The sequence below is a fragment of the Cupriavidus sp. GW821-FHT02F09 genome (assembly GCF_059421605.1).
The window spans coordinates 155427-180908 of record NZ_JBWKVH010000007.1; the positions used below are offsets into that span (position 1 = coordinate 155427).

Annotated in this window: 23 protein-coding genes; 1 reads left to right on the forward strand and 22 read right to left on the reverse strand. The window is 64.4% G+C overall.

Features of this window, described 5'->3' with window-relative positions; translation table 11 throughout:
• Window positions 1-65: 65 nt before the first annotated feature.
• The 11 genes from phoR to AC07XB_RS11065 form a co-directional block, all read right to left on the reverse strand.
• Window positions 66-1409 (reverse strand): phosphate regulon sensor histidine kinase PhoR, encoded by a 1344-nt coding sequence (gene phoR / locus AC07XB_RS11015; RefSeq protein WP_492373892.1) that lies wholly within the window; start codon window positions 1407-1409, stop codon window positions 66-68.
• A gap of 116 nt (window positions 1410-1525) precedes the next feature.
• Window positions 1526-2233 carry a phosphate regulon transcriptional regulator PhoB gene (phoB, locus tag AC07XB_RS11020; protein ID WP_043347578.1) on the reverse strand — a complete coding sequence of 236 codons (708 nt, stop codon included), beginning with the start codon at window positions 2231-2233 and terminating at the stop codon, window positions 1526-1528.
• Between the two features lie 23 nt (window positions 2234-2256).
• Window positions 2257-2961: a phosphate signaling complex protein PhoU gene (phoU, locus tag AC07XB_RS11025; RefSeq protein ID WP_441636912.1), complete on the reverse strand. Its 705-nt coding sequence runs from the start codon at window positions 2959-2961 to the stop codon at window positions 2257-2259.
• A 55-nt stretch (window positions 2962-3016) separates the two neighbouring features.
• Window positions 3017-3805 carry a phosphate ABC transporter ATP-binding protein PstB gene (gene pstB / locus AC07XB_RS11030; protein ID WP_492373893.1) on the reverse strand — a complete coding sequence of 263 codons (789 nt, stop codon included), beginning with the start codon at window positions 3803-3805 and terminating at the stop codon, window positions 3017-3019.
• Between the two features lie 53 nt (window positions 3806-3858).
• The gene (gene pstA, locus AC07XB_RS11035) at window positions 3859-4749 is read right to left on the reverse strand and encodes a phosphate ABC transporter permease PstA (protein WP_416049100.1); all 891 of its coding nucleotides are present in this window, start codon (window positions 4747-4749) and stop codon (window positions 3859-3861) included.
• Window positions 4750-4760: 11 nt separating this feature from the next.
• A complete protein-coding gene (gene pstC / locus AC07XB_RS11040) occupies window positions 4761-5726 on the reverse strand; it encodes a phosphate ABC transporter permease PstC (protein WP_174423342.1) in 966 nt (321 codons plus the stop codon).
• A gap of 219 nt (window positions 5727-5945) precedes the next feature.
• Window positions 5946-6980, reverse strand: coding sequence for a phosphate ABC transporter substrate-binding protein PstS (gene pstS, locus AC07XB_RS11045; protein ID WP_174423343.1), 1035 nt, complete (start codon window positions 6978-6980; stop codon window positions 5946-5948).
• A gap of 274 nt (window positions 6981-7254) precedes the next feature.
• Window positions 7255-8601, reverse strand: a complete 1347-nt coding sequence (glmM, locus tag AC07XB_RS11050) for a phosphoglucosamine mutase (protein ID WP_183035037.1) — start codon at window positions 8599-8601, stop codon at window positions 7255-7257.
• 88 nt (window positions 8602-8689) lie between these two features.
• Window positions 8690-9487, reverse strand: a complete 798-nt coding sequence (folP, locus tag AC07XB_RS11055; protein WP_492829210.1) for a dihydropteroate synthase — start codon at window positions 9485-9487, stop codon at window positions 8690-8692.
• A gap of 259 nt (window positions 9488-9746) precedes the next feature.
• On the reverse strand, window positions 9747-11630 hold the full coding sequence (ftsH, locus tag AC07XB_RS11060) for an ATP-dependent zinc metalloprotease FtsH (RefSeq protein ID WP_150983315.1): 1884 nt from the start codon (window positions 11628-11630) through the stop codon (window positions 9747-9749).
• Window positions 11631-11734: 104 nt separating this feature from the next.
• Window positions 11735-12400 (reverse strand): RlmE family RNA methyltransferase, encoded by a 666-nt coding sequence (locus AC07XB_RS11065; RefSeq protein WP_043347605.1) that lies wholly within the window; start codon window positions 12398-12400, stop codon window positions 11735-11737.
• Between the two features lie 195 nt (window positions 12401-12595).
• On the opposite strand from AC07XB_RS11065, the gene AC07XB_RS11070 reads away from it, so the two are divergent.
• Window positions 12596-13093, forward strand: coding sequence for a YhbY family RNA-binding protein (locus AC07XB_RS11070; RefSeq protein WP_043347609.1), 498 nt, complete (start codon window positions 12596-12598; stop codon window positions 13091-13093).
• A 77-nt stretch (window positions 13094-13170) separates the two neighbouring features.
• Here AC07XB_RS11070 and AC07XB_RS11075 read toward each other — a convergent pair whose 3' ends face one another.
• The 11 genes from AC07XB_RS11075 to AC07XB_RS11125 all read right to left on the reverse strand — a co-directional run bounded on the left by AC07XB_RS11075 (window position 13171) and on the right by AC07XB_RS11125 (window position 25481).
• Window positions 13171-13674, reverse strand: coding sequence for a DUF4149 domain-containing protein (locus tag AC07XB_RS11075; RefSeq protein ID WP_492373895.1), 504 nt, complete (start codon window positions 13672-13674; stop codon window positions 13171-13173).
• A 10-nt stretch (window positions 13675-13684) separates the two neighbouring features.
• Entirely contained in the window at window positions 13685-14158 is a 474-nt protein-coding gene (greA, locus tag AC07XB_RS11080) for a transcription elongation factor GreA (protein ID WP_043352072.1), read from the reverse strand.
• 224 nt (window positions 14159-14382) lie between these two features.
• Complete coding sequence (gene carB, locus AC07XB_RS11085) at window positions 14383-17631, reverse strand: carbamoyl-phosphate synthase large subunit (protein ID WP_492373896.1); 3249 nt, start codon at window positions 17629-17631, stop codon at window positions 14383-14385.
• Window positions 17632-17696: 65 nt separating this feature from the next.
• Complete coding sequence (gene leuE, locus AC07XB_RS11090) at window positions 17697-18377, reverse strand: leucine efflux protein LeuE (protein WP_492373897.1); 681 nt, start codon at window positions 18375-18377, stop codon at window positions 17697-17699.
• A 56-nt stretch (window positions 18378-18433) separates the two neighbouring features.
• Entirely contained in the window at window positions 18434-19570 is a 1137-nt protein-coding gene (gene carA, locus AC07XB_RS11095; RefSeq protein ID WP_043347616.1) for a glutamine-hydrolyzing carbamoyl-phosphate synthase small subunit, read from the reverse strand.
• Window positions 19571-19927: 357 nt separating this feature from the next.
• Window positions 19928-20338, reverse strand: a complete 411-nt coding sequence (locus AC07XB_RS11100; RefSeq protein ID WP_459371339.1) for a RidA family protein — start codon at window positions 20336-20338, stop codon at window positions 19928-19930.
• Window positions 20339-20414: 76 nt separating this feature from the next.
• Window positions 20415-20873, reverse strand: a complete 459-nt coding sequence (locus tag AC07XB_RS11105) for an acyl-CoA thioesterase (protein WP_492373898.1) — start codon at window positions 20871-20873, stop codon at window positions 20415-20417.
• Window positions 20870-22543 carry an AMP-binding protein gene (locus AC07XB_RS11110; RefSeq protein WP_492829194.1) on the reverse strand — a complete coding sequence of 558 codons (1674 nt, stop codon included), beginning with the start codon at window positions 22541-22543 and terminating at the stop codon, window positions 20870-20872. The genes AC07XB_RS11105 and AC07XB_RS11110 overlap by 4 nt, the downstream gene beginning before the upstream one ends.
• 54 nt (window positions 22544-22597) lie before the next feature.
• Window positions 22598-23761, reverse strand: coding sequence for an acyl-CoA dehydrogenase family protein (locus AC07XB_RS11115; RefSeq protein ID WP_492829192.1), 1164 nt, complete (start codon window positions 23759-23761; stop codon window positions 22598-22600).
• 15 nt (window positions 23762-23776) lie between these two features.
• Complete coding sequence (locus AC07XB_RS11120) at window positions 23777-24628, reverse strand: enoyl-CoA hydratase family protein (RefSeq protein ID WP_459371343.1); 852 nt, start codon at window positions 24626-24628, stop codon at window positions 23777-23779.
• 52 nt (window positions 24629-24680) lie between these two features.
• On the reverse strand, window positions 24681-25481 hold the full coding sequence (locus AC07XB_RS11125) for an SDR family NAD(P)-dependent oxidoreductase (RefSeq protein ID WP_174423353.1): 801 nt from the start codon (window positions 25479-25481) through the stop codon (window positions 24681-24683).
• Window position 25482 lies beyond the last annotated feature (1 nt).

Below are 25482 nucleotides of genomic sequence, written 5' to 3' on the forward strand. Positions count from 1 at the left end.
GGTGAGGTCGGCACGGCGCGCCTCGCGTGCGCCGTGCCATGCACCACGCCGCGAGCAGGCGCTGCTCAGGCCGCCTTCTGCGGCGACTCTCCCGGCCGCGGCAAGGCGCTAGGCATATAGCCGCTGCGATCGACAGGGAAGACCACGCGGAACACGCTGCCGCGCCCCACTTCGCTGGTGATGCGCAGGTCGGCATGGTGGCGCGACAGCACATGCTTGACAATGGCGAGCCCGAGGCCGGTCCCACCGGTATCGCGCGAACGGCTGCGGTCGACCCGGTAGAAACGCTCGGTGAGGCGCGGGATATGGTCGGCGGCAATGCCCAGGCCCGTATCGGTGACCGAGAAAATGGCGTGCTCGTTCTCGTAGTTCAGCGCGATGCTGATGCGCCCGCCCTCCGGCGTGTAGCGCACCGCATTGGAAACCAGGTTGCCGAAGGCCGACAGCAGTTCACGCTCCGCACCGCGGATCATGACGGCCGGGTCGATCTGCGCGGAGATCTGGTGCTCGCCCTGGGACAGCGCCTCGGCGTCGTGCACGAGGTGCGCAACCAGCTCGGCCAGGTCGATCCGGTCCTGGCTCGGCGGCTGCTCGTCGCTTTCCAGCTTGGCCAGCACCAGCAAGTCCTCGACCAGGTGCTGCATGCGCATGGACTGCACCAGCATCATGTCGAGGTAGCGGTTGCGATCCTGCTCCGACACAGGCAGGTCGCGCACCGTTTCCAGGAAGCCGGTCAGCACCGTCAGTGGTGTCTTCAGTTCGTGCGAGACGTTGGCGACGAAATCCCTGCGCATCGCCTCCGTGTTCTCCACCTTGGTGATGTCGTGTGTCAACACCAGCTTGCGGCTTTCGCCGTAAGGCAGGATCTGCACGGCGATCACGCTGCGCTTGTGCTCGCCCATGTCGCGCATCACCAGCGGCTCATCGAAACGCTGCAAGTGCAGGTACTGGACGAATTCCGGCCGCCGGATCAGGTGGGTGATGCGCTGGCGCACGTCGCGCCGCGCATTGAGGCCAAAATGCTGCTCGGCCACATCGTTGCACCATTCGATCTGGTCGGCATCATCCAGCATCAGAACGCCATTGGGCGACGCCTGGATGGCCTGGATAAAACGAGTATGTTGCTGCTCGACCTGCAACACCTGGGTGCGCCAGCGCTTGACCAGGCGATGCAGGCGGTAATACACCTCGCCCCATAGCCCCAGCGCGCTGGGAATCTCGCCGTAGGCAGGCGCGTCCAGCACTTTCCAGAGCCGGTTGATCTGGTAGATGTAATAGAGCAGATGCCCCAGCAACCCGACGCACAGCACGGCCAGCGCTGGCACGGGGCCAAGGAAGAAGTACAGCCCGGCCGAAGCCAGGGCCAGGAAAATCAGGATGGCCGCCGAACGGGCCCAGATGACGTTCATGAAGAAGTGAGAAGGTCAGGCAGGCGGCAAGACCGCATGGAATGCGGTGGAGTGTGCCACGAAACAGGCAAGCTGTAACAGGCGCCACGCCGGAAACGACGTGGCAAGCCTGCCCATCAGTGGCTGGGCGCGCGAGCCAGGCGGTAGCCGCTGCCGCGCACCGTCTCGATCATGTTGCTGTAGCCACCAGGGGTCAGCGCGGCGCGCAGGCGCTTGATGTGTACGTCGACGGTCCGCTCTTCCACGAACACGTGATCGCCCCACACCTGGTCCAGCAACTGCGAACGGCTGTGAACGCGCTCCGGATGCGTCATCAAAAAGTGCAGCAAACGGAACTCGGTAGGACCCAGGTCCAGCTTGATCAGGCCAGATTCATCCTGGCCGGTGACCCGGTGCGTAGCCGGGTCAAGGCGCAGGCCATTGATGGCAACGACGTCGTCGGTCAGTTGGGGGGCGCGGCGGCGCAGCACGGCCTTGATGCGGGCCAGCAGTTCCTTGGGCGAGAACGGCTTGGTGACGTAGTCATCCGCGCCGGCCTCGAGCCCCAGCACCTTGTCCTGCTCCTCGCTGCGCGCGGTAAGCATGATGATAGGAATCTGCTTGGTGCGGTCGTTATTGCGCAGCTCCTTGGCGAAGGTGGCTCCCGACTTGCCCGGGAGCATCCAGTCGAGCAGCACCAGGTCGGGCAGCACGTCGCTCATCAGTGACAGCGCCTGCTCGGCGTTATAGGCCCGGATCGGATAGTGTCCCGCGTGTTGCAGGTTAACCGCGATCAGTTCGGCAATCGCGGGTTCGTCTTCGACAACAAGAATGCTGCTTGGCATGTAATTTTCTCCGCGGTGGCGCCTTAACTCAGCGCTTCGCGCTCCATGTCCTCACGCGAGGCGTGGCGGACGTCGGTTCCCTTGACGATGTAGATGATGAATTCAGCGATGTTCTTGGCGTGGTCGCCAATGCGCTCGATCGCCTTGGCGATAAAGAGGAAATCCAGCGCGACCGAGATCGTGCGCGGGTCTTCCATCATATAGGTGATGAGCTTGCGCACGAACGCACGGAATTCGTCGTCGATGGCCTTGTCGTCCTTGACGATCCGGGCGGCAGCCACGGTGTCCAGGCGCGCAAAGGCATCGAGTGCCTGGCGCAGCAGCGCGATGGCCAGATCACCCGAGAGCTTCACCTCGGAGTAATTGATCTGGTGGGCGCCTGCGTCTTCCATGATGTGCTTGGTGCGCTTGGCGATCTTCTCCGCTTCGTCGCCGGCGCGCTCCAGGTTGGTGATGGTCTTCGAAATCGCCATCACCAGGCGCAGATCGCGCGCGGTCGGCTGCCGGCGCGCGATGATGTTGCCGCAATCGGCATCGATCTCGAGCTCCAGGGCATTCAGGTGGTGCTCGCGCGCGATGACCTGGTCGGCCAGGCCCGCGTCGAACTCCGAAAGCGCCCGCATGGCGTTTTCGATCTGCGACTCGACCAGACCGCCCATCTGCAGCAGTTTCGTGCTGATGGCGTTGAGGTCGGCGTCGAATTGGGTCGACAGATGCTTGTCAGACATGTTGCTCTCCTAGCCGCTCTATTCGTATGCTATGCGTTATGTGCGTAACGCTCAATCAGCCGAAACGGCCGGTGATGTAGTCTTCGGTTTCCTTGCGATGCGGCTTGATGAAGATCTTCTCGGTCTCGCCGAACTCGATCAGTTCACCCAGGTACATATACGCGGTGTAGTCCGAGCAGCGCGCGGCTTGCTGCATATTGTGGGTCACGATCACCACCGTGTACTCGTCCTTCAGCTCCGCGATCAGCTCTTCGATGCGGCCGGTCGAGATCGGGTCAAGTGCGGAGCACGGCTCATCCAGCAACAGCACTTCGGGGCGGATGGCAATACCGCGCGCGATGCACAGGCGCTGCTGCTGGCCGCCGGACAGGCCGTAGCCCGACTGGTTGAGCTTGTCCTTGGCTTCGTTCCACAACGCCGCCTTGGACAGTGCCCATTCCACGCGGTCGTCCATCTCGGAGCGCGACAGCTTCTCGAACAGGCGCACCCCAAAGGCGATATTGTCATAGATCGACATGGGGAACGGCGTGGGCTTCTGGAACACCATGCCAACCTTGGCGCGCAGCAGAGCGATGTCTTTCTTGGCGGTCAGCAGGTTCTCGCCATCCATGTTGATCTCGCCCTCGGCACGCTGCTCCGGATAGAGCGCGTACATCTTGTTGAAGGTACGCAACAGGGTCGACTTGCCGCAGCCGGACGGGCCGATAAAGGCCGTCACCTTGCGCTCGGGGATCGACATATTGACGTTCTTCAACGCATGGAACTGGCCGTAGTAGAAGTTCAGGTCGCGCACGTCGATCTTGGCGCGGGTCGTGTCGGGAATGTCGATGACGGTCGAGGTCATGCTCGTCTCTCGCAAAGAATTTGGGGTAGGCCGTGCGGCTATCGCGCTGCCGGTCATTTCTTGAACAGCATGCGTGCCAGGATATTGAGCGCCAGCACACCAACGGTAATCAGGAACACGCCGGCCCAGGCCAGTTGCTGCCACTCGACGAACGGGCTCATGGCGAAGCGGAAGATGGTCACCGGCAGGTTCGCCATCGGCTTGTTCAGGTCGCTGGTCCAGAACTGGTTGGACAAGGCCGTGAACAGCAGCGGCGCGGTCTCGCCGGCGATACGCGCAACCGCCAGCAGCACGCCGGTGACGATGCCTGCATATGACGACTTCACCGTGATCGACAGCACCATCTTCCACTTGGGCGTGCCGAGCGCGAAGGCGGCCTCGCGCAGCGCATTCGGGACCAGGTTCAGCATGTTCTCGGTCGTGCGCACCACGATCGGAATCTGCAGCAACGCCAGCGCGCAGATGCCGGCCCAGGCGGAAAAATGGCCCATGCGGGTCACCACCAGCGCGTAGACGAACAGGCCGATCACGATCGACGGCGCCGACAGCAGGATGTCATTGATAAAGCGGATAAAACTGGCCAACGGCGACGTCTTGCCGTATTCGGCCAGGTAGATGCCGGCCAGGATGCCCAAGGGCGTTCCGCACAGCGTGGCGAGGCCCACCATCACGAAGCTGCCGTAGATCGCATTGGCCAGGCCGCCGCCAGCGGTATTCGGCGCCGGCGTCATCTGCGTGAACAGATCCATCGACAGGCCGCCCACTCCCAGCGAAATGGTGGTCCACAGGATCCAGGCCAGCCAGAACAGACCGAACCCCATGGCGCCCAGCGACGCCGTCAGGGCATAGAAGTTGGTGCGGCGGCGCCGTGCCTGCAGACGCGTGCGCGTGGCATCCGCATCCGGACTGACTGCCGGAATCGACGTAGAGGAAGAGGAAGACATGGCGGCTTGGCTCATTTTGCACCCTCGTTCTTGGCCAGGCGGAGCAACAGGATCTTGGACAGCGCCAGGACCACGAACGTGATAAAGAACAGGATCAGGCCAAGCTCCATCAGCGCGGCGGTATGCAGGCCGGCGCCGGCTTCGGCGAACTCATTGGCCAGTGCCGAGGTGATGCTGTTGCCCGGCGAGAACAGCGAGGCGTTGTCCAGCAGGTTGGTATTGCCGATCACGAAGGTGACCGCCATGGTCTCGCCCAGCGCGCGGCCCAGGCCCAGCATCACGCCGCCGATCACGCCGGCACGGGTGAAGGGCAGCACCACACGCCACATCACTTCCCACGTGGTGCAGCCGATGCCATAGGCCGATTCCTTGAGCAAAACCGGGGTAACTTCGAACACATCGCGCATCACAGACGCGATGTAGGGAATGATCATGATCGCCAGGATCACGCCGGCGCACAGCAGGCCGATGCCCAGGGGCGCACCCTGGAACAGCTTGCCGATCAGCGGCACCTGGCCCACGGTGGCGGCCAGCGGCTTCTGGAAGTACTCGCCGAAGATCGGCGAGAAGACCAGCAGGCCCCACATGCCGTAGACGATCGAGGGTACGGCAGCCAGCAATTCGATGGCGGTGCCGAGCGGGCGGCGCAGCCAGGCCGGCGACAGCTCGGTCAGGAACAGCGCGATGCCAAAGCTGATGGGCACCGCGATGATCAGGGCGATCAGGGAGGTGACGATGGTGCCGTAGATCGGCACCAGCGCGCCATAGACGTCCGCGGGTGGATCCCACTCTGCGGTCCACAGGAAGCGCAGGCCGAAGGCCTCGATCGAAGGCCAGGCGCTGATTGCAAGCGACACGATGATGCCGCCAAGCAGCAGCAAGGTCACGATGGCGGCGCCGCGCGTCAGGCCACCAAACAGGATGTCACCGGTACGGCTAGGCGGCCGTACTGCGGATAGATCGGATGTAGTCGCCATGATGTGGTATTGGAGTTCGTTTAATAGGCGGCTGGCTGGCCGCGCCGACCGCTCGGGCCAATAGGCCCTTGCATTGCGTCGCGCTTGCCCGCGCGGGTTGCCGCGTTTGCTGCGCTGCTTCTACTGCTGCTTCTACTGCCTTGCTGTCTTCAATGCTGCCGGTCCGGCGCCCTTGGGGCACCGGACCGGCACGGCGCGGCTGCCGTGGCGGCCCGCCGATCAGTTGTACAACGCCTTGCCCGAGCCGTCCTTGACCGAGTTCTTCCAGGTCGCGCGGATCTGGTTCACCACGGCGTCCGGCAGCGGTACGTAGTCAAGTTCGCTGGCCATGTTGCCACCGCTCTTGTACGCCCAGTCGAAGAACTTCAGCACTTCGGCGCCCTGCGCTGCCTTTTCCTGGTTCTTGTGCACCAGGATGAAGGTCGCGCCGGCGATCGGCCATGCCGTCTTGCCCGGTTCGTTGGTCAGGATCTGATAGTAGGTCTTGCTCCAGTCGGCGCCTGCTGCCGCTGCCTTGAAGCCGTCGTCACCAGGCTGAACCACTGCACCGGCAGCGTTCTTCATGTTCAGGTGGGTCATCTTGTTCTGCTTGGCGTAGGCGTACTCAACGTAGCCGATGGCGCCGTTCAGGCGTTGCACGAAAGCGGCCACGCCTTCGTTACCCTTGCCGCCAGTGCCACCGCCCGGCCAGTTGACCGTGGTGCCCTCGCCCACCGAGCTCTTCCAGTCGGTGCTGACCTTGGACAGATAGTTGGTGAAGATGAAGGTGGTGCCCGAACCATCAGCGCGGCGCACCGGCAGGATGTCCTGGCTCGGCAGCTTGGCGTGCGGGTTTAGTGCCTTGATGGCGGGATCGTCCCACTTCTTGATCTTGCCCAGGTAGATGTTCGCCAGCACGTCGCCGGTGATGGTCAGTTCGCCCGGCTTGATGCCTTGCAGGTTGATCACCGGCACCACGCCGCCGATCACTGTGGGAAACTGCACCAAGCCTTGCTTGGCCAGTTCTTCATCCTTCAGGGGCGCGTCGGAAGCACCGAAGTCGACAGTCTTGGCGCCGATCTGCTTGATGCCGCCAGACGAGCCGATGGATTGATAGTTGACCTTGTTACCCGTTGCCTTTTGGTATGCATCGGCCCACTTGGAATACACGGGCGCCGGGAAAGAAGCGCCAGCACCGGTAATTTCCGCCGCGAACGCAGTGCCCGCTACCACCAACGACACAATGCCTGCAACGGCAGTCTTGACCAGCTTCATATGTCCTCCAGAGACATGGTTGGGGAATGACAATTTTTTGACAAGTCGAACTTTAAGCCCCGACTATGACAATTCAATGACATCACGAGATCTTCTTCAAAGTCAGCGGAAGCAGCCTCCCACATCACATTGATCCACTCGTCGGCAACGCCCTCCCCGGCCCGCATCCCGCGGCAGACAAGCCTAAAACTTGCGGCTAATTGCCTTCCAACAAAAAATAACGCCGGGCGAAAAGCCCGGCGTTTTGGCAACAACTGGCGGCGATGACGCGGTTTCAGGCCCGCAAGGCGTCCGCCAGCGTCTGCGCTGCCTGCTCCGCGGTCTCGACCTTCTCGGCTTCGACCATCACGCGCACCACCGGCTCGGTCCCCGATGCTCGGATCAATACCCGGCCCCGGCCCTCGAGCTGCGGCTCGATCACGGCACGCGCCGCGCTCAGGCCCGCGTGGGACTGCCAATCAAAGCCCTTTTCGACGCGCACATTGATCAGCGTTTGCGGGAACAGCGAAACACCTTCCAGCAATTGCGACAGGGTCTTGCCGCTACGGCGCAACGCGGCCAGCACCTGCAGCGCGGAGACAATGCCGTCGCCGGTGGTGTGGCGGTCCAGGCAGAGCAGATGACCCGAGCCCTCGCCGCCCAGCGTCCACTTGCGCTTGTTCAGCTCTTCCAGCACATAGCGATCGCCCACCTTGGCGCGCACGAACTCCACGCCCTGGCGCTTGAGCGCGAGCTCCACCGCCATATTGGTCATCAGCGTGCCCACCGCGCCCTCCACGGCCTGGCCCGCCTGCAGGCGGTCCTGGACGATCAGGTACAGCAGTTCATCCCCGTTGAACAGGCGTCCATCGCGGTCCACCACCTGCAGGCGGTCCGCGTCGCCGTCGAAGGCCAAGCCGAGATCAGCGCCATTGGCCTTGACCGCTTCGATCAGTTTTTCCGGGGCCGTCGCGCCGTAGCCGGCGTTGATGTTGCGGCCATCCGGCTGGTTGCCGATCGAGATCACGTCAGCGCCAAGCTCATGGAAGACGTGCGGAGCAATGTGGTAAGCGGCGCCATGCGCACAGTCCACCACCAGCTTGAGCTTGTGCAGGTCCTGCTCGTAGGGGAACGTGCTCTTGCAGAATTCGATGTAGCGGCCCGCGGCGTCCTCGATGCGGCGCGCGCGGCCGAGATCGTCCGAGCGCACGCAGACCATCGGCTCTTCCAGCGCTTGCTCGATCGCCATTTCCACGGCGTCCGGCAGCTTGTCGCCATCGGCGGAGAAGAACTTGATGCCGTTGTCGTAGTACGGGTTGTGGCTGGCGGAGATCACCACGCCTGCCGACAAGCGCAGCGCACGCGTGAGATAGGCCACGCCCGGCGTCGGCAGCGGCCCGGTCAGCAGCACGTTGACGCCTGCCGAGGTAAAGCCGGCCTCTAGCGCAGCCTCCAGCATATAGCCGGAAATGCGCGTGTCCTTGCCGATCAGGACGGTCGGACGCGCCTGATCTTGCTGCTTCGCGCCATGGGCGAGCACCATGCCCGCCGCATAGCCCAGGCGCATCACGAAGTCGGGCGTGATCGGCGCCTCGCCAACCCTGCCACGAATCCCATCCGTGCCGAAATACTTGCGTGTCATATGATCATTCTCCCGTTGTTCGATGTTGCGGATGCCGAATGCTAAAGGCTAAGCGCGCAATGCTGGATGCCCGCAATCAAAACAAATGTTAACAGGCAATAGTTTCATGACGGATGGCCCACCAGATCTTGAGGGCATCCACAGCTTGTTCCACATCGTGCACACGCACGATATACGCACCCCGTTCCGCGGCGCATACCGCCGCTGCCAGGCTGGCGGCGATCCGCTGCTGCGGCGGCCGCCCGCCCAGGATCGCGCCGAGCGTCGACTTGCGCGACAGGCCAACCAGCAAGGGCAGGCCATCCACCGCCAGTTGCGGCAACTGGCCCAGCAGCCGCAGATTATGATCCGGCGCCTTGCCAAAGCCAAAGCCCGGATCGAGCGTGATGCGGCTTTCAGCCACGCCGGCGGCGCGCAGCGCGCCCACCCGCTCGCGCAGGAAACCAGCCACCTCTTGCACCACATCCTCGTACTGGGGTTGCTCCTGCATGGTCTGCGGATCGCGCTGCATATGCATCACGCATAGTCCGGCCTGCCCCGCCTGGGCCTCACTCACCGCCTCGACGGCGCCAGGCATGCGAAAGCCCCAGATGTCATTGATCAGGTCCGCCCCGGCAGCCAGCGCCGCACGCATGACTTCCGGCTTGTAGGTATCGATGGACAGCGGCCGGCCACAGTCGCGCAGCGCCTCGACCATCGGCACCACACGCGCCAGCTCCTCGTCCAGCGGCAATGCCGCCGACCCCGGCCGGCTGGACTCGCCGCCGATATCGATGATGTCCACGCCTTCGGCAATCATGCGCTCGGCATGGCGCAAGGCGGCATCGCGGCCAGCATGCTGGCCGCCATCGGAAAAGGAATCGGGGGTGACGTTCAGGATGCCCATCACCAGCGGACGGCGGTCGCGCGCGAAGCGGTAACGGCCGCACTGGAAACTCGAATCGGTTGAGATCGACGACAAGATACGAAAGGACGAAAGCCAGGAAAGTGGAAAACCGCAGCGCGACGTACGCGCCTGCAATGAAAAAGCCGGCGCACAAGGCGCCGGCTTCAGGCTTGGTGAACGACCGCTACAACCACGACAACCGCGCCGGCGCGATCCGGATTACCGGAACGCCGACGACACTATCGTGCCGGCCATCCGCTCAGGCCGTGGCCGGAGCGTTGGTCGGGGCCACCGGCGAGCCGCCCGACGGCGTGTTGCCACCACCGTTCTGGCTGGACGCGCCACGCGGCGGCCGCGGCGGCTTGCCCGCCATGATGTCGTTGACCTGGTCCGCATCGATGGTTTCCCATTCCATGAGGGCCGCAGTCATGGCTTCGACCTTGTCGCGGTTTTCTTCGAGCAGGCGCTTGGCCAGGCCGTATTGCTCGTCGACGATGCGGCGGATTTCCGCATCGACCTTGACCTGGGTAGCTTCCGACACCGTCTTGGACGACATCTTGCCGAACATGCCATCTTGCTCGGTATCCACGTACACCATGGTGCCCAGGGTGTCGCTCATGCCGAAGCGGGTGACCATGTCGCGAGCCGTCTTGGTGGCGCGCTCGAAGTCATTGGAAGCACCGGTGCTCATGGCGTTGAGGAAGACCTCTTCCGCCGCGCGGCCGCCAAACAGGATGGCGATCTCGTCAAGCATGTTGTCCTTGTACTTCGAGTACTTGTCGTGCTCCGGCAGCTGCCAGGTCACGCCCAGTGCCCAGCCGCGCGGCATGATGGTGACCTTGTGCACCGGATCCGCCTTGGGCAGCAGCTTGGCCACCACCGCATGGCCGGACTCGTGGTACGCGGTTGCGCGGCGTTCTTCCTCGCGCATGACCGTGGACTTGCGCTCCGGGCCCATGTAGATCTTGTCCTTGGCGTCCTCGAAGTCCTGCATGTCGACCACGCGCTTGCTGCGGCGGGCGGCGAACAGTGCGGCTTCGTTGACCAGGTTGGCCAGGTCAGCGCCGGAGAAGCCCGGGGTACCACGTGCAATCACCGAGGCGTCGACGTCGTTGCCGATCGGCACCTTGCGCATGTGGACCTTGAGGATCTGCTCGCGGCCGCGGATGTCGGGCAGGCCGACATACACCTGGCGGTCGAAACGGCCCGGGCGCAGCAGCGCCTTGTCCAGGACGTCCGAACGGTTGGTCGCGGCGATCACGATCACGCCCGAGTTGGCCTCGAAACCGTCCATCTCGACCAGCATCTGGTTGAGGGTCTGCTCGCGCTCGTCGTTGCCGCCGCCCATGCCGGCGCCACGGTGACGGCCAACCGCATCGATTTCATCGATGAAGACGATGCAGGGAGCCTGCTTCTTGGCATTCTCGAACATGTCGCGGACACGGGCCGCGCCCACGCCGACGAACATTTCAACGAAGTCCGAGCCGGAGATGCTGAAGAACGGCACCTTGGCTTCGCCGGCGATGGCACGCGCCAGCAGCGTCTTGCCGGTGCCCGGAGGGCCGACCAGCAGCACGCCGCGCGGGATACGGCCGCCCAGCTTCTGGAATTTCTGCGGATCCTTGAGGAAGTCCACCAGTTCGATCACTTCTTCCTTGGATTCATCGCAACCGGCGACGTCCTGGAAAGTGACTGCATTCTGGTTTTCATCGATCAGGCGCGCGCGCGACTTGCCAAAGGAGAAGGCACCGCCTTTCCCGCCGCCCTGCATCTGCCGCATCATGTAGAACCAGAACACGATGATCAGCAGGGTGGGCCCGAGGTAATACAGGGCCTGCACCAGCATGTTGGGCTCGTCGTCTGCCTTGCCGGTGACCTGGACGCCGAACTTCATCAGGTCGCCAACCATCCAGATGTCGCCCGGCGAAATGATGGTGTACTTTTGCCCTTCCTTGGGCGTCACCACCAGATTGCGGCCTTGCACGTCAACCCGGCCCACCTTGCCGGCCTTGGCATCATCCATGAACTGCGAATAGGTGACGCCTTCCTGCGTGCGGGGCTTGTCGAACTGCTTGAAGACGGTAAACAACACCAGCGCGATCACGAGCCAGATTGCCGCCTTTTGAAACAGGTTGTTATTCAAGGCCAAACTCCTTTACGAACGCCTTGCCAACGGGATAGCTGCATTGTAATGCAGCGCCCGGCGTCGGGGTAAAAAGCAAATTCATCGAAGCGATAGGCACCGCTTCACCCCGCCGACTTGAGGAAACGCCCAAGAATGAAGGTCTCGGAAGACTTATCGCGTGACGCCTTGGGCTTGCGTTTCGCGACCACCTTGAACTGGCGCTTGAACTTCTCCACGATCTGGCTGTAACCGCTGCCATGGAAACACTTTACCAGCAATGAGCCCTCCGGCTTCAGATGGGCCTGGGCAAATTCCAGCGCCAGGTCACATAAGTAATCGATACGGGCCGCATCGGCAAAGGCTACACCGGACAAATTGGGGGCCATGTCCGACAAAACAAGATCAATCTTTGCGCCGCCGGACGCTTGCAGCACGATTTCCTCCAATTGGCGAAATACGTCCTCCTCGCGGAAGTCACCCTGGATAAATGTGACGTCGGCGACAGCCTCCATCGGCAACAGGTCGATGGCAATTACCGCGCCGTCGATGCCGCCGTCCTTGGCGCGCGAAGACGCCGCCAGCTTGTTGCGGGCGTACTGGCTCCAGCTGCCGGGGGCCGCGCCGAGGTCGACAATGACCTGGCCGGGGCGGATCAGCTTGTCCTGCTCGTCGATCTCCTTCAGCTTATACGCTGCGCGGGCCCGATAGCCCTCGCGCTGCGCCAATTTGACGTAGGGATCGTTGATATGGTCGTGCAACCACGCCTGATTGAATTTGTTCTTGGCCATTCCGGATACATCTGTATGGAGAAAAACGCCGCCGGCCCGCGGCCGCCCGTGCGTTTTTCACTCGTTTTGCTGTTTTTGCAGCCTGACCGCGCCAGTTTGACGGATAATACGCGCCGATTCGCTTTTTCGGCACTTCGGTGCCTTGGTTTGCGCACCACTTGCGCGCCCATTTGCGCCCTCGCCTGCGCTTTACTTATGCCCGCTCTTCAACTTATTCCCGCCCAGCGTTCAGAACTCCGCTCCCGTGCCCATGGCCTCAATCCGGTCGTGATGATCGGCGGCGAGGGTCTGACGCGTCCCGTCCTGGCCGAAATCGATCGTAGCCTGGCCTCTCACGACCTGATCAAAATCCGCGTATTCGGCGACGACCGCGAAAGCCGCATCGCCATGTACGAAACCATCTGCGAAGATCTGGACGCCGCTCCGATCCAGCATATCGGCAAGCTGCTGGTGGTATGGCGCCCGGGCCCGGCCGTCCTGAAGGAAAATCGTCCGCAGGAACTGGGCCGCCTGGCCCCGCGGGGCGGCGCCGCCCCGCGCACTGTCACGGTCAAGAAGCCTAGCGCCGCGCCCAATCGGCGCCCCAAGCGCTCGCAAGTGACGGTGCTGGGCAATGAACGCGTCACCGCCGGCGGCAACGTCAAGCGCGCGCGCGTCCGCCCGACCAGCCAGAAGAAGAAAGCGCTCGACTAATGTCGAAGCCATGCCAGCGCGCCCGCCTGGGCCGCTGGCATGGCAAGGGACGGCCACCTGGGCTCGCCCCTTCGGTCTCACTCGCCAGCCGAGCGCGGCGCCGCTGCGCGCCACACGGTGACCAGCGCCAGCAAGCTGTGCACCAGGTAGAACACGCTGGACACCCCATGCAGCATGCCGAATTGCCCCTTATAGGGCGAGTCGGACACGCCCACGCCAAGCGCCGTCGCCTTCTCCTTCAGGTTTTCCATGAAGGGCTGGATACCGAAATACCCCGCCAGCACGCACAGCAGCATGCCCAGCACAAGCCAGCGCAGGCCGCGATAGCGTCCCGCGCCACGGCGGATCATCAGGTTGCACAGCGCCAGCTGCAGCACACCGACCACCACGCCGAGGATGGCCTCGGTCCGGAACAGCTGCCCGGCGATCAAGCCTGCCGTCTCGCGGCTGGGCAGCACGGAAAACAACGTCGGGGCCACCATGTAGCCCACTGTCCACAGACTGCCGGCCCAGACCACGGTCAGCAGGAGGAAGATCCGATGCGGCAGCGGCGGCAGGCTCGAATAGGAGGAAGAGAACACGCAGCCTCGTTCAGACGTAGCGAACCGTGATGACTTCGTATTCGCGCTCGCCGCCAGGGGCCAGCACGATCGCCACATCGCCCTCGAACTTGCCGATCAGTGCACGCGCGATCGGCGAGCTGACGGAAATCTTGCCGCTATCCAGGTCGGCCTCGTCGTCGCCGACGATCTGGTAGCTCACGGGCTTGCCCGATTCCAGGTCTTCGAGGTCGACGGTAGCGCCAAACACGATGCGGCCATCGGTATCGAGCTGGGTCGGGTCGATGACCTGCGCCGCCGACAGCTTGGACTCCACCTCGATGATCCGGCCTTCGATAAAGGCCTGCTTTTCCTTGGCGGCGTCGTACTCGGCGTTCTCGGAGAGGTCGCCTTGCGCACGCGCTTCGGAAATGGCGTTGATCACGGCGGGACGTTCGACGGCCTTCAGGCGCTGCAGTTCCTCTTTCAGCAGCTCGGCACCGCGCTTGGTAATCGGAATGCTCATGTCTTCGTTCAACAAAAAAATGAGCCGCAGCGGAGCAGGAACCATGCGCCGGCATCACTGCCCGGGGCACTTCCGCTCAACCGCGGCTTTGAGGTTGTCAGGTTGTATCGACGGTTAGATCGACGAAATTGCTGTTAGTTTAGGCCAAGACGGCCGCCCGCAGCAACTGCGGGCGGCCCGGAGGCCTTCAGCCGTCCACTCTACCGTCTATCGGTCTTCGCGCTTCAGGCCAGCGAGGCGTGCAGGCTTTGCAGGTCATAGACCTCCAGGCTCTGCATGTGCTTGAGGCCCTCCACCGCGGCGCGCGCGCCGGCGATGGTGGTGTAGTAAGGCACCCGGCTGGCCAGCGCCGAGATACGAATCGAGCGCGAGTCGGCGATGGCGGTACGGGTTTCGTCCACGGTGGTGAACACCAGCGCCAGCTCGCCGTTCTTGAGCATGTCGACGATGTGCGGACGGCCGTCCTTCACCTTGTTGACCACGCGCACCGGGATGCCGGCGGCCTCGATGGCCGACGCGGTGCCGCGGGTGGCGACAATCGGGTAGCCCATGTCATGCAGCATGCGCGCCACGCCAACCGCGTGCGGCTTGTCGCTGTCCTTGACGGTCAGCAACACGGTGCCCTTCTCCGGCAGGCGCGAGCCCGCGGCCAGCTGGCTCTTGAAGAGGGCTTCGCCGAAGGTCTTGCCCACGCCCATCACCTCGCCGGTGGAGCGCATCTCTGGTCCGAGCACCGGGTCGACGCCGGGGAACTTGTTGAAGGGGAACACCGCTTCCTTGACGCTGAAGTACGGGGGCACCACTTCATCGAACACGCCTTGCGAGTCGAGCGTCTGGCCCGCCATGCAGCGCGCGGCGATCTTGGCCAGCGACAGGCCGGTGGCCTTGGACACATAAGGCACGGTACGCGAGGCGCGCGGGTTCACTTCCAGCACGTAGACGATATCCTCGCCATTGACTTGCTGGATGGCGAACTGCACGTTCATCAGGCCGATCACATTGAGGGCCTTGGCCATCGCCGCGGTCTGGCGCTTGAGCTCGTCCACGGTGGCTTGCGCCAGCGAGTACGGGGGCAGCGAGCAGGCGGAGTCGCCCGAGTGCACGCCGGCTTGCTCGATATGCTCCATCACGCCGCCGATAAACACGCGCTGGCCGTCGCACAGGGCATCGACGTCGCACTCGATGGCGTCGTTCAGGAAGCGGTCCAGCAGCACCGGGGAGTCATGCGAGACCTTGACGGCCTCGCGCATGTAGCGCTCCAGGTCGCGCGGCTCATGCACGATTTCCATCGCGCGGCCGCCCAGCACGTACGACGGGCGCACCACCAGCGGATAGCCGATCTCGGTGGCCAGGCGCAGCGCTTCGTCCTCGGCACGGGCGGTGCGGTTGGGCGGCTGGCGCAGGCCCAGTTCATGCAGCAGCTTCTGGAAACGCTCGCGGTCTTCGGCGGCATCGATCATGTCGGGGCTGGTGCCGATGATGGGCACGCCGTTGGCTTCCAGGTCCAGCGCCAGCTTCAGCGGGGTCTGGCCGCCATACTGCACGATCACGCCGACGGGCTTTTCGCGGTCGACGATTTCCAGCACGTCTTCGAGCGTCAGCGGCTCGAAGTAGAGGCGGTCCGAGGTGTCGTAGTCGGTCGACACGGTTTCCGGGTTGCAGTTGACCATGATGGTCTCGTACCCGTCTTCGCGCAGCGCCAGCGCGGCGTGCACGCAGCAGTAGTCGAACTCGATGCCCTGGCCGATCCGGTTCGGGCCGCCGCCCAGCACCATGATCTTTCGATTGGTGGTGGGGTCGGCTTCGCACTCGCCGTGTTCGGCTTCATACGTGCCGTACATGTAGGCGGTGTTGGTGGCGAACTCGGCGGCGCAGGTGTCCACGCGCTTGTACACCGGGCGCACGCCGGCGGCATGGCGCGCAGCGCGCACGGCTGCAGGCTCGGCGCCCATCAGCTTGGCCAGGCGGCGGTCCGAGAACCCCTTCTGCTTCAGGTGACGCAGCTCGGCGGCCGACAGGCTGTCCAGCTTGCGTGCCTTGACCAGGGTCTCGGTCTTGACGATGTCTTCGATCTGGGCAAGGAACCACGGGTCGATGTCGGTCTCGGCGTGCACTTCTTCCAGCGACATGCCGATACGGAAGGCGTCGCCCACGTACCAGATGCGGTCCGGGCCGGCTTCGCCGATTTCTTCGACGATCTCGTCGCGGTCGGTGGACTTGTCATCCAGGCCGTCCACGCCCACTTCCAGGCCGCGCAGGGCCTTCTGGAAAGATTCCTGGAAGGTACGGCCCATGGCCATCACTTCACCCACGGACTTCATCTGCGTGGTCAGGTGGCTGTCGGCCTGCGGGAATTTCTCGAACGCGAAACGCGGCACCTTGGTGACCACGTAGTCGATCGACGGCTCGAACGAGGCCGGGGTCGCGCCGCCGGTGATCTCGTTCTTCAGCTCGTCCAGCGTGTAGCCCACCGCCAGCTTGGCGGCAACCTTGGCGATCGGGAAGCCGGTGGCCTTGGAGGCCAGCGCCGACGAACGCGATACGCGCGGGTTCATCTCAATCACGATCATGCGGCCATCGGCCGGGTTGATCGAGAACTGCACGTTGGAGCCGCCGGTATCGACGCCGATCTCGCGCAGCACCGCCAGCGAGGCGTTACGCAGGATCTGGTATTCCTTGTCGGTCAGGGTCTGGGCGGGCGCCACCGTGATGGAGTCGCCGGTGTGGATGCCCATCGGGTCCAGGTTCTCGATCGAGCAGATGATGATGCAGTTGTCCTTTTTGTCGCGGACCACTTCCATCTCATACTCTTTCCAGCCCAGCAGCGACTCTTCGATCAGCAGTTCGCGGGTCGGCGAGAGATCCAGGCCGCGCTTGCAGATTTCCTCGAATTCTTCGCGGTTGTAGGCAATGCCGCCGCCGGAGCCGCCCAGCGTGAAGGACGGGCGGATCACGATCGGGTAGCCGCCGGTCGCGGTTTCCTTGGCGATCTGCGTCTGCACGGCCAGCGCTTCTTCCATCGAGTGGGCGATGCCGGACTTGGCCGAGCCCAGGCCGATCTTGGTCATCGCTTCCTTGAACTTCTGGCGGTCCTCGGCCTTGTCGATGGCTTCCGGCGACGCGCCGATCAACTCGACGTTGTACTTTGCCAGCACGCCATGGCGATGCAGGTCCAGCGCGCAGTTCAGCGCGGTCTGGCCGCCCATGGTCGGCAGGATGGCGTCGGGACGCTCTTTTTCAATGATGCGCTCGACCACTTCCCAGGTAATCGGCTCAATGTAGGTCACATCGGCCGTGTTGGGATCGGTCATGATCGTGGCCGGGTTCGAATTCACCAGCACGACCTTGAAACCTTCCTCGCGCAGCGCCTTGCAGGCCTGGGCGCCGGAATAGTCGAACTCGCACGCCTGCCCGATGATGATGGGGCCGGCGCCGATGATCAGGATGCTCTTTATGTCTGTGCGCTTTGGCATTGCACGCTCTCATTATTGGCCGGCCCGCACCATCGCGCGGGCCGCACCGGATATCAGGATTCGATTCAGTTCAGGGTGGCCGTCGCCAGCTTGGCGCCGAAGCCGATGAACATGGCGCCTACCCCGCTCGCCATGCCCGCCGACAGGCGTCGTCGGCGGCGAAATGCTTCGGCCAGCCTGGCGCCCACGAAGATGATCGCGGTCAGGTAGGCGAAGCTGCACAACTGGCACACCAGCCCCAGCGCGACAAACGACAGCGCCGGGTAGCCGAACTGCGGATCGACGAACTGGATGAAGAAGGAGATGAAGAACAGGATGGCCTTGGGGTTGAGCAGGCTCACCACCAGTGCCTTGCGGAACGGGCTGACCGCGCGGTCCACAGGCGTTTGAACCTGCGCCGCCGTCCCGCCATCGCTGCCACGGCTCAACCATGCACGCACGGCACCGCGCAGCATCTGGAAACCGATCCAGCCCAGATAAGCGGCACCGATGGTCTTCACCACGTAGAACAAGGCGGGGCTGGCCTTGAGCAGCGAGGCCACGCCCGCCGCCGACAGCACCATCAGGATGGCGTCCCCCAGGAACACCCCGCAGGCACCCTTGTAGCCTTCGCGCACGCCGCGTTGCGCCGCAACGGATAGCACATACATCGAGTTCGGCCCCGGCAGCAGCACGATAAAGATCGTGCCGAGCACAAAGGTCCAGAAATCGGTAATGCCCAGCGCGGTATGCATGAAGGCGTTCATCGGGTCGTCCTGCGGTCTGCTTGTCTACGTAACGTCTCGTCTTGGCTTGAACGTGCTTACTGGCGTGCGTCCGCCATCATCTTGGTGAAGCGGTCGAACAGGTAAGCCACGTCGTGCGGGCCCGGCGAGGCTTCCGGGTGGCCCTGGAAGCAGAATGCCGGCTTGTCGGTCAGCGCGAAGCCCTGCAGCGAGCCGTCGAACAGCGACACGTGGGTGGCGCGCACGTTGGCGGGCAGGGTGTCGGCGTCCACCGCAAAACCGTGGTTCTGCGAGGTGATCACCACGCGGCCGTCGTCGAGGTCCTTCACCGGATGGTTCGCGCCATGGTGGCCGAACTTCATCTTCAGCGTCTTGGCGCCGGCGGCCAGGGCCATGATCTGGTGGCCCAGGCAGATGCCGAACGTCGGGATGCCGCGGGCGATGAACTCACGGGTGGCACGGATCGCGTAGTCGCAGGGCTCGGGATCGCCTGGGCCGTTCGACAGGAACACGCCATCCGGGTTGAGCGCCAGGGCATCTTCCGCGCTGGCTTGCGCCGGCAGCACGGTCACCTTGCAGCCGCGTGCGGCCAGCATGCGCAGGATGTTGAACTTCACGCCGTAGTCAAAGGCCACCACGTGGAAACGCGGCGACTCCAGCTTGCCGTAGCCCTGGCCCAGCACCCATTCGGTCTGGTTCCATTCGTACGGTTCCTTGACCGACACCACCTTGGCCAGGTCCATGCCGGCCAGGCCGGGGAAGGAACGCGCCAGGTCGATGGCCTTTTGCACATTGTCCTCGCCAGCGAGGATGCAGCCGTTCTGCGCACCCTTCTCGCGCAGGATACGGGTCAGCTTGCGGGTATCGATGCCGGCAATCGCCACCACCTTTTCCTGCTTCAGGTAATGGCCGAGGGAATGTTCCTTGCGGAAGTTGGAGGCCAGGAGCGGCAGATCCTTGATGATCAGGCCGGCGGCATGGACTTTCGTGGCTTCGACATCCTCAGTATTGACCCCGACATTGCCGATATGCGGATACGTCAACGTGACGATCTGCCGGGAATAGCTGGGGTCGGTGAGGATTTCCTGGTAACCGGTCAGCGCGGTGTTGAACACCACTTCGCCGATGGTATGGCCGGAAGCGCCAATGGAATAGCCACGAAAGACCGTGCCGTCTGCAAGCGCGAGAATGGCGGACGGAAAAGACGGTAACACGGGTAGGCTCCTGCTGGATTCACCCCGTGACCGACCTGCTCAACGCCTCTTGCCCCGTTTGTCCGGCGGGGCGACAGGCAGCGCGCGGATTGTCGATTTCGTCGACTGGGCGCGATGCTTGTCGCCGGGGCCGTTCGCTCGGTGCTCGATACGCCACATAAAACAATGCGGCGGAGCCAGGGCGAAATGGGGGCGGCGGAAGGTGGAATTCGGTAGGCGCTAGGGTGAGGGGTTCTGAAAGCGAAACTTTTGGATTATACCCCGCGCCACCCATTTTCTCAAGTTATCAAGGACTTGCGGACGCCTCCACCCTCCTCAACGGGCCCGGCAGCCCGGCGGCATGCCGGGCCGATGGCGTCATTCGCCGGCCGGCACCACCGCTGTCACCTCGATCTCCACCTTGGCGCGCGCCTCCACCAGATCGGCCACTTCCACCGCCGTCATGGCCGGAAAATGACGCCCGATGGTGGCGCGGTAGTGCTCGCCGATGGCGCGGTAGGCCGCCACATATTCCACCTTGTCCTTTACATACCAGGTCATGCGCACGATGTGCTCCGGACGCGCGCCGCCCGCCGCCAGCACCGCCACGATATTGCGCAGCGCCTGGCCAACCTGCTCGGCGAAGTCATCGGTCTCGAACTCGCACAGGCCGTTCCAGCCGATCTGTCCGCCGACGAAGAGCAGGCGGCTGCCCACCTGCATTTCGGTCATGGTGCCGTTCGAATAGCCGCGTGGCGCGGCCCAGTCTGGTGGCTGGAGAATCTTCATGGTCGGTTTTCCGTAAGGTAAGAAGTGATCAGGATCTAGGATTGGGATCTTGTTTTTTTGTTTGGCCGGCTTCGCCCTACGCCCCGGACGGGTACATCGGTGCGGCCGCCGGGGCATCGGGCGCCAGGAAGCGCTCCATGGCCGAGCGGACTTCCGGCGGCAGCGCGCGCGACGTCATCTGCGCGGTATCCACGCATACCAGCCGCTGCGCGATCTCCACCCGCACGTCCCCTGCCGGCCCGACAAAGCGCACCCGCAACGAAAAGCTGCTGCGACCCAGCTGCGTCACGCGCAGCTCCCGCGTCAACAATTCGCCCAGGCGACTGGGCGCGACAAAGCGGGTGGACAATTCCGCCGTCGGCACGCCGGCCCGCCCTGCGCCATGCATTTCGGCGAAGGACCAGCCGAGCGCGTCGCGGAACCAGTCCTCGACCAAGTCGTTGAGCATCTCGAAGTAGCGCGGGAAGAACACGATGCCGGCAGCATCGCAATCCTTGAAGCGCACCCGCGCGCTGTTGCTGAAGAACGCGTTCACGGCTGCCTCGCACCCTCCGGTGCCCCGCCCTGCTCGGCCATCTGCCGCAGGCGGAAACGCTGCAGCTTGCCGGTCTCGGTGCGCGGCAGCGCATCGACAAAAATCACCTTGCGCGGATACTTGTACGGTGCGATCTCGGCCTTGACGTAGGACTGCAGTGCCGCGCAAGTCTCGTCGCTTGCCGCCACGCCCGGGCGCAGCACCACATAGGCAGCAACAATCTGGCCGCGCTCGGGGTCGGGCATGCCGACCACGCCGCACTCGGCCACCGCCTCGTGGCGCATCAGCGCGCTCTCCACTTCCGGCCCGGCGATGTTGTAGCCGGCCGAGACGATCATGTCGTCGGAGCGTGCCTGGTAGTAGTAGTAGCCGTCGGCATCCGCCTTGAAGGTATCACCCGGCAGGTTCCAGCCGTCCTTTACATAGTTGGCCTGGCGCGGGTCGTCCAGGTAGCGGCATCCGGTGGGACCACGCACCGCCAGCTTGCCAACCGTGCCATGCGGCACGGGTTGCATCTGCTCGTCGACGATCTGCGCGATATAGCCGGGCACCACCTTGCCGATGGCACCGGGCCGCACGTCCGCGCCCGCGCTGGAAATAAAGATATGCATCATCTCGGTGCCGCCGATGCCGTCGGTCATCTCGATGCCCGTGGCCGCCTTCCAGCTCTGGCGCGTGGCGTCCGGCAGCGCCTCGCCTGCCGACACGCTCTTCTGCAGGCTGGACAGATCGTAGCCCGGTGCCAGCGCTGCCATCTGCCGATAGAAGGTCGGCGCGGTGAACACGATGGTGGCGCGCCAGGCCTGGATCAGCGCCAGCAGGCTTTCGGGCGTGAGCCGTTCGGCCAGCACGGTGGAAGCCCCGACCCGCAGCGGGAAGCACAGGATGCCGCCAAGGCCAAACGTAAAGGCCAGCGGCGGCGTGCCGCAGAAGATATCGTCCGGGCCGGGCTTGAGGACGTGACGCGGAAACAGGTCGCACATCGCGATCACGTCACGATGGAAATGCACCGTGCCCTTGGGCTGCCCCGTAGTGCCGCTGGTGAAGGCAATCAGGCAGATATCATCGGCCGCGGTATCGCAGGCTTCGAAGCGCTCGGGCTTGTCCGCCATCGCGGCTTCTACCGAACCGGCGCCGCTGCCGTTGAAGTACAGCGCCTGGGTCAGGCTCGGGCAATGGTGCTCGCCGCCTGGCTTGAGATTGGCCTCCAGCTCCTCGCGCAGGCGTTCGTCGCACAGCGCGGCGCTGACTGCCGCACGGTCGATCACCTGCTTGAGCTCCTTCGCGCGCAGCAGCGGCATGGTCGGCACTGCGATCAGGCCCGCCTTGACCACGGCCAGCCAGCACGCCGCCATCATCAGGTTGTTTGGGCCGCGCAGCAGCACCCGATTGCCCGGCACCAGCTTCATGTCGCCGGTCAGCACATGGGCAATGCGATTCGATAGCGCAGCCAGTTCGGCATAGCTGACGGTACGGTGCGCACCGTCTTGCTCGTAGCGGATTGCCACGCGCTCGCCGCGCCCCTCGCGCACGTGGCGCTCGACCAGTTCGAGCGCGCAGTTCATGCGCTCCGGATACCGGGTATCGGCGTTGAACAGGAACGCCGGCCACTGCTGCGGGGGCGGCAAGCGGTCCAGTGCATAGGTATCGAGGTGGGCTGTGCTCGCCATGGTTGTCTCCGCTTCCTTCATTCTGGTGATGCTGGTAAGGGTGGTGCGTTCTCGCTAAGCGCGGTGCTGCGCCAGCGTTTCGCGCGCGATGATCAGCTTCTGCACTTCGGTGGCGCCCTCGTAGATCCGCAAGGAACGGATCTCCCGATACAGGCTTTCCACGCGCGTGCCGACCTTGACGCCAAGGCCACCGAACATCTGCACCGCGCGATCAATCACCTGTTGCGCGTTCTCGGTGGCGACCATCTTGGCCATGGCAGCTTCGCGCGTGGTGCGCACGCCGGCCACATCGCGCAGCCACGCGGCGCGGTAGGTCAGCAGCGCCGCCGAATCGATGGCGGTGGCCATGTCGCCGATGGCGGCCTGCGTCAGTTGCAGGTCCGCCAGCACGCCGCCGAACATCGGCCGCGCGGTGGCACGGGCCAGCGCTTCGTCGAGCGCGGCGCGGCCAAAACCCAGCGAGGCGGCAGCCACCGACGCGCGGAAGATGTCCAGCGTCATCATGGCCACCTTGAAGCCCTGCCCTGCCTCGCCAAGCCTTGCGGTGACGGGCACCCGGCAGTTCTCGAAACGCAGCGTGGCAAGCGGGTGCGGCGCCATCACGTCGATGCGCTCGGCGATGGTCAGGCCGGGGGTGTGCGCATCCACGACAAAGGCGGAGATGCCGCGCGCACCCGGCGCCTCGCCGGTGCGGGCAAAGACGCAATAGAAGTCGGCGATGCCGCCGTTGGAGATCCAGGTCTTGACGCCATCGAGCACGTAGTGATCGCCATCCAGCACAGCACGGCATTGCATCGCGGCGACATCGGAACCGGCATCGGGTTCGGACAACGCGAACGCGGCAATCGCCTCGCCGCGCGCCACGCGCGGCAGGTAGCGTTCGCGCATGGCGTCGCTGCCGGCCAGCGTGATCGCGCCGCTGCCCAGGCCTTGCATGGCGAAGGCGAAGTCGGCCAGGCCATCATGGCGGGCCAGCGTTTCGCGCAGCAGGCACAGCGAGCGCGAGTCGAGCGTGTCGAGCGCGCCGCCGTAGGCGGCTGGCACGCAGTAGCGCAGCCAGCCGGCCGCGCCGAGCAGGCGCACCAGCGCTCGGCAGGCGGCATCGGTGTCGCTGTGGTCGACCTTGAGCGAGGCCGTGGCCCACGCGTCGAGCCGTTGCTCTAGTTCACGGTGCGCGTCGTCGAAGAACGGCAGGCAGAGATAACCTTTGTCGGACATGGCTTGCTATTCCTTTCAGTCGCCTTCGAACACCGGGCGCGTCTTGGCCACGAACGCGTCGTAGGCGCGGCGGAAATCCCGGGTCTGCATGCAGATGGCCTGCGCCTCGGCCTCGGCCTCGATGGCTTCGTCCAGGCCCATATTCCATTCCTGGTGCAGCAGCTTCTTGGTCACGCCGTGGGCGAACGTCGGGCCAGCCGCAATCTGCGCGGCCAGTGCCTGCGCCTCGGCGAGCACAGCGTCCGGCGCATGCAGCGCATTGAAGAAGCCCCACTGCAGCCCTTCCGCCGCGGTCATCGCGCGACCGGTGTAAAGCAGCTCGCTCGCACGGCCCTGCCCGATCACGCGCGGCAGCAGCGAGCAGGCGCCCATATCGGCGCCGGCCAGCCCGACCCGCACGAACAGGAAAGCGGTCTTGGCCTGCGCCGTGCCCAGACGCATATCCGAGGCCAGCGCCATCATCGCGCCGGCGCCAGCGCAGATGCCGTCGACGGCGCTGACGATGGGCTGCGGGCAAGCCCGCATGGCCTTGATCAGGTCGCCGGTCATGCGCGTGAATTCCAGCAGCTCCGGCATGGTCATGCGCGTGAGCGGACCGATGATCTCGTGCACGTCGCCGCCCGAGCAGAAGTTGCCGCCGGCGCCGGTGATGACCACCGTCTTGATGTCGGTGGCGTAGCACAGACCGCGGAACAGGTCGCGCAGCTCGGCGTAGGAATCGAACGTGAGCGGGTTTTTGCGCTCGGGGCGGTTCAGCGTCACGGTGCCGACCTTGCCGTCGGCCGAGACCGACCACAGGAAGTGCCGTGGCTGGTAGCCGGCGAAGCTGCGCTTGTGGTGGCGCATGTCCAGTGCTATTTCGCTCATCTCGTTTCTCGCTTGTTCGTTCTGATTCTGGTTGGCTTGCATGCGTTGGCGATCAACCCGCCATGACTTCGCCGCCGGCCACGGCGATCGACTGTCCGGTAATCGCGCTGGCCGATGGCTGGCACAGCCACGCCACGGCGTCCGCGACTTCGTCGGGCTGCACCAGCCGCCCCTGCGGATTGCCCTTGGCCAGTTCGGCGCGGGCCTGCGCCTCGGTACGGCCGGTCTTGCGCACGATGTTGGCGACCGCGTCGCGCACGATGTCGGTTTCCGTATAGCCCGGGCAGACCGCATTGACGGTGACGCCGCTGCTCGCCGTTTCCAGCGCCAGCGCGCGGGTCAGGCCAATCACGCCGTGCTTGGCCGCGCAATAGGCGCTCACATAACCATAGCCAACCAGCCCGGCCGTGCTGGCCACATTGATGATGCGGCCCCAGCCATTGGCGAGCATGTGCGGCAGCGCGGCCTGCGTGCAGAGAAAGGTGCCGGTGAGGTTGACCTCGAGCATGGATTGCCATAGCGCAAGATCGGTCTTGCCGAACGGCGCGCTGCGCGCCTGGCCGGCATTGTTGATCAGCAGGTCGATGGGCCCTGCCTTGCCGGCGGCGTCGGCAAAGGCCGCTGCCACGCTGTCGGCCTGCGAGATATCCGCCGCCACAGTGCAAAGCATGGCGGGCGACACGACCGCCTCGGCCAGCGTATCGGCGGTGGCCGCCAGCGTAGCCGCGTCGCGGCCCAGCAGGGTTACGCTAGCGCCGTGCGAGAGCAGGCGGCGCGCGATGGCAGCGCCGATGCCGCGCCCGCCGCCCGTGACCAGCGCGTGCCGGCCCTGCAGGGAAAGATGCGCATTCATG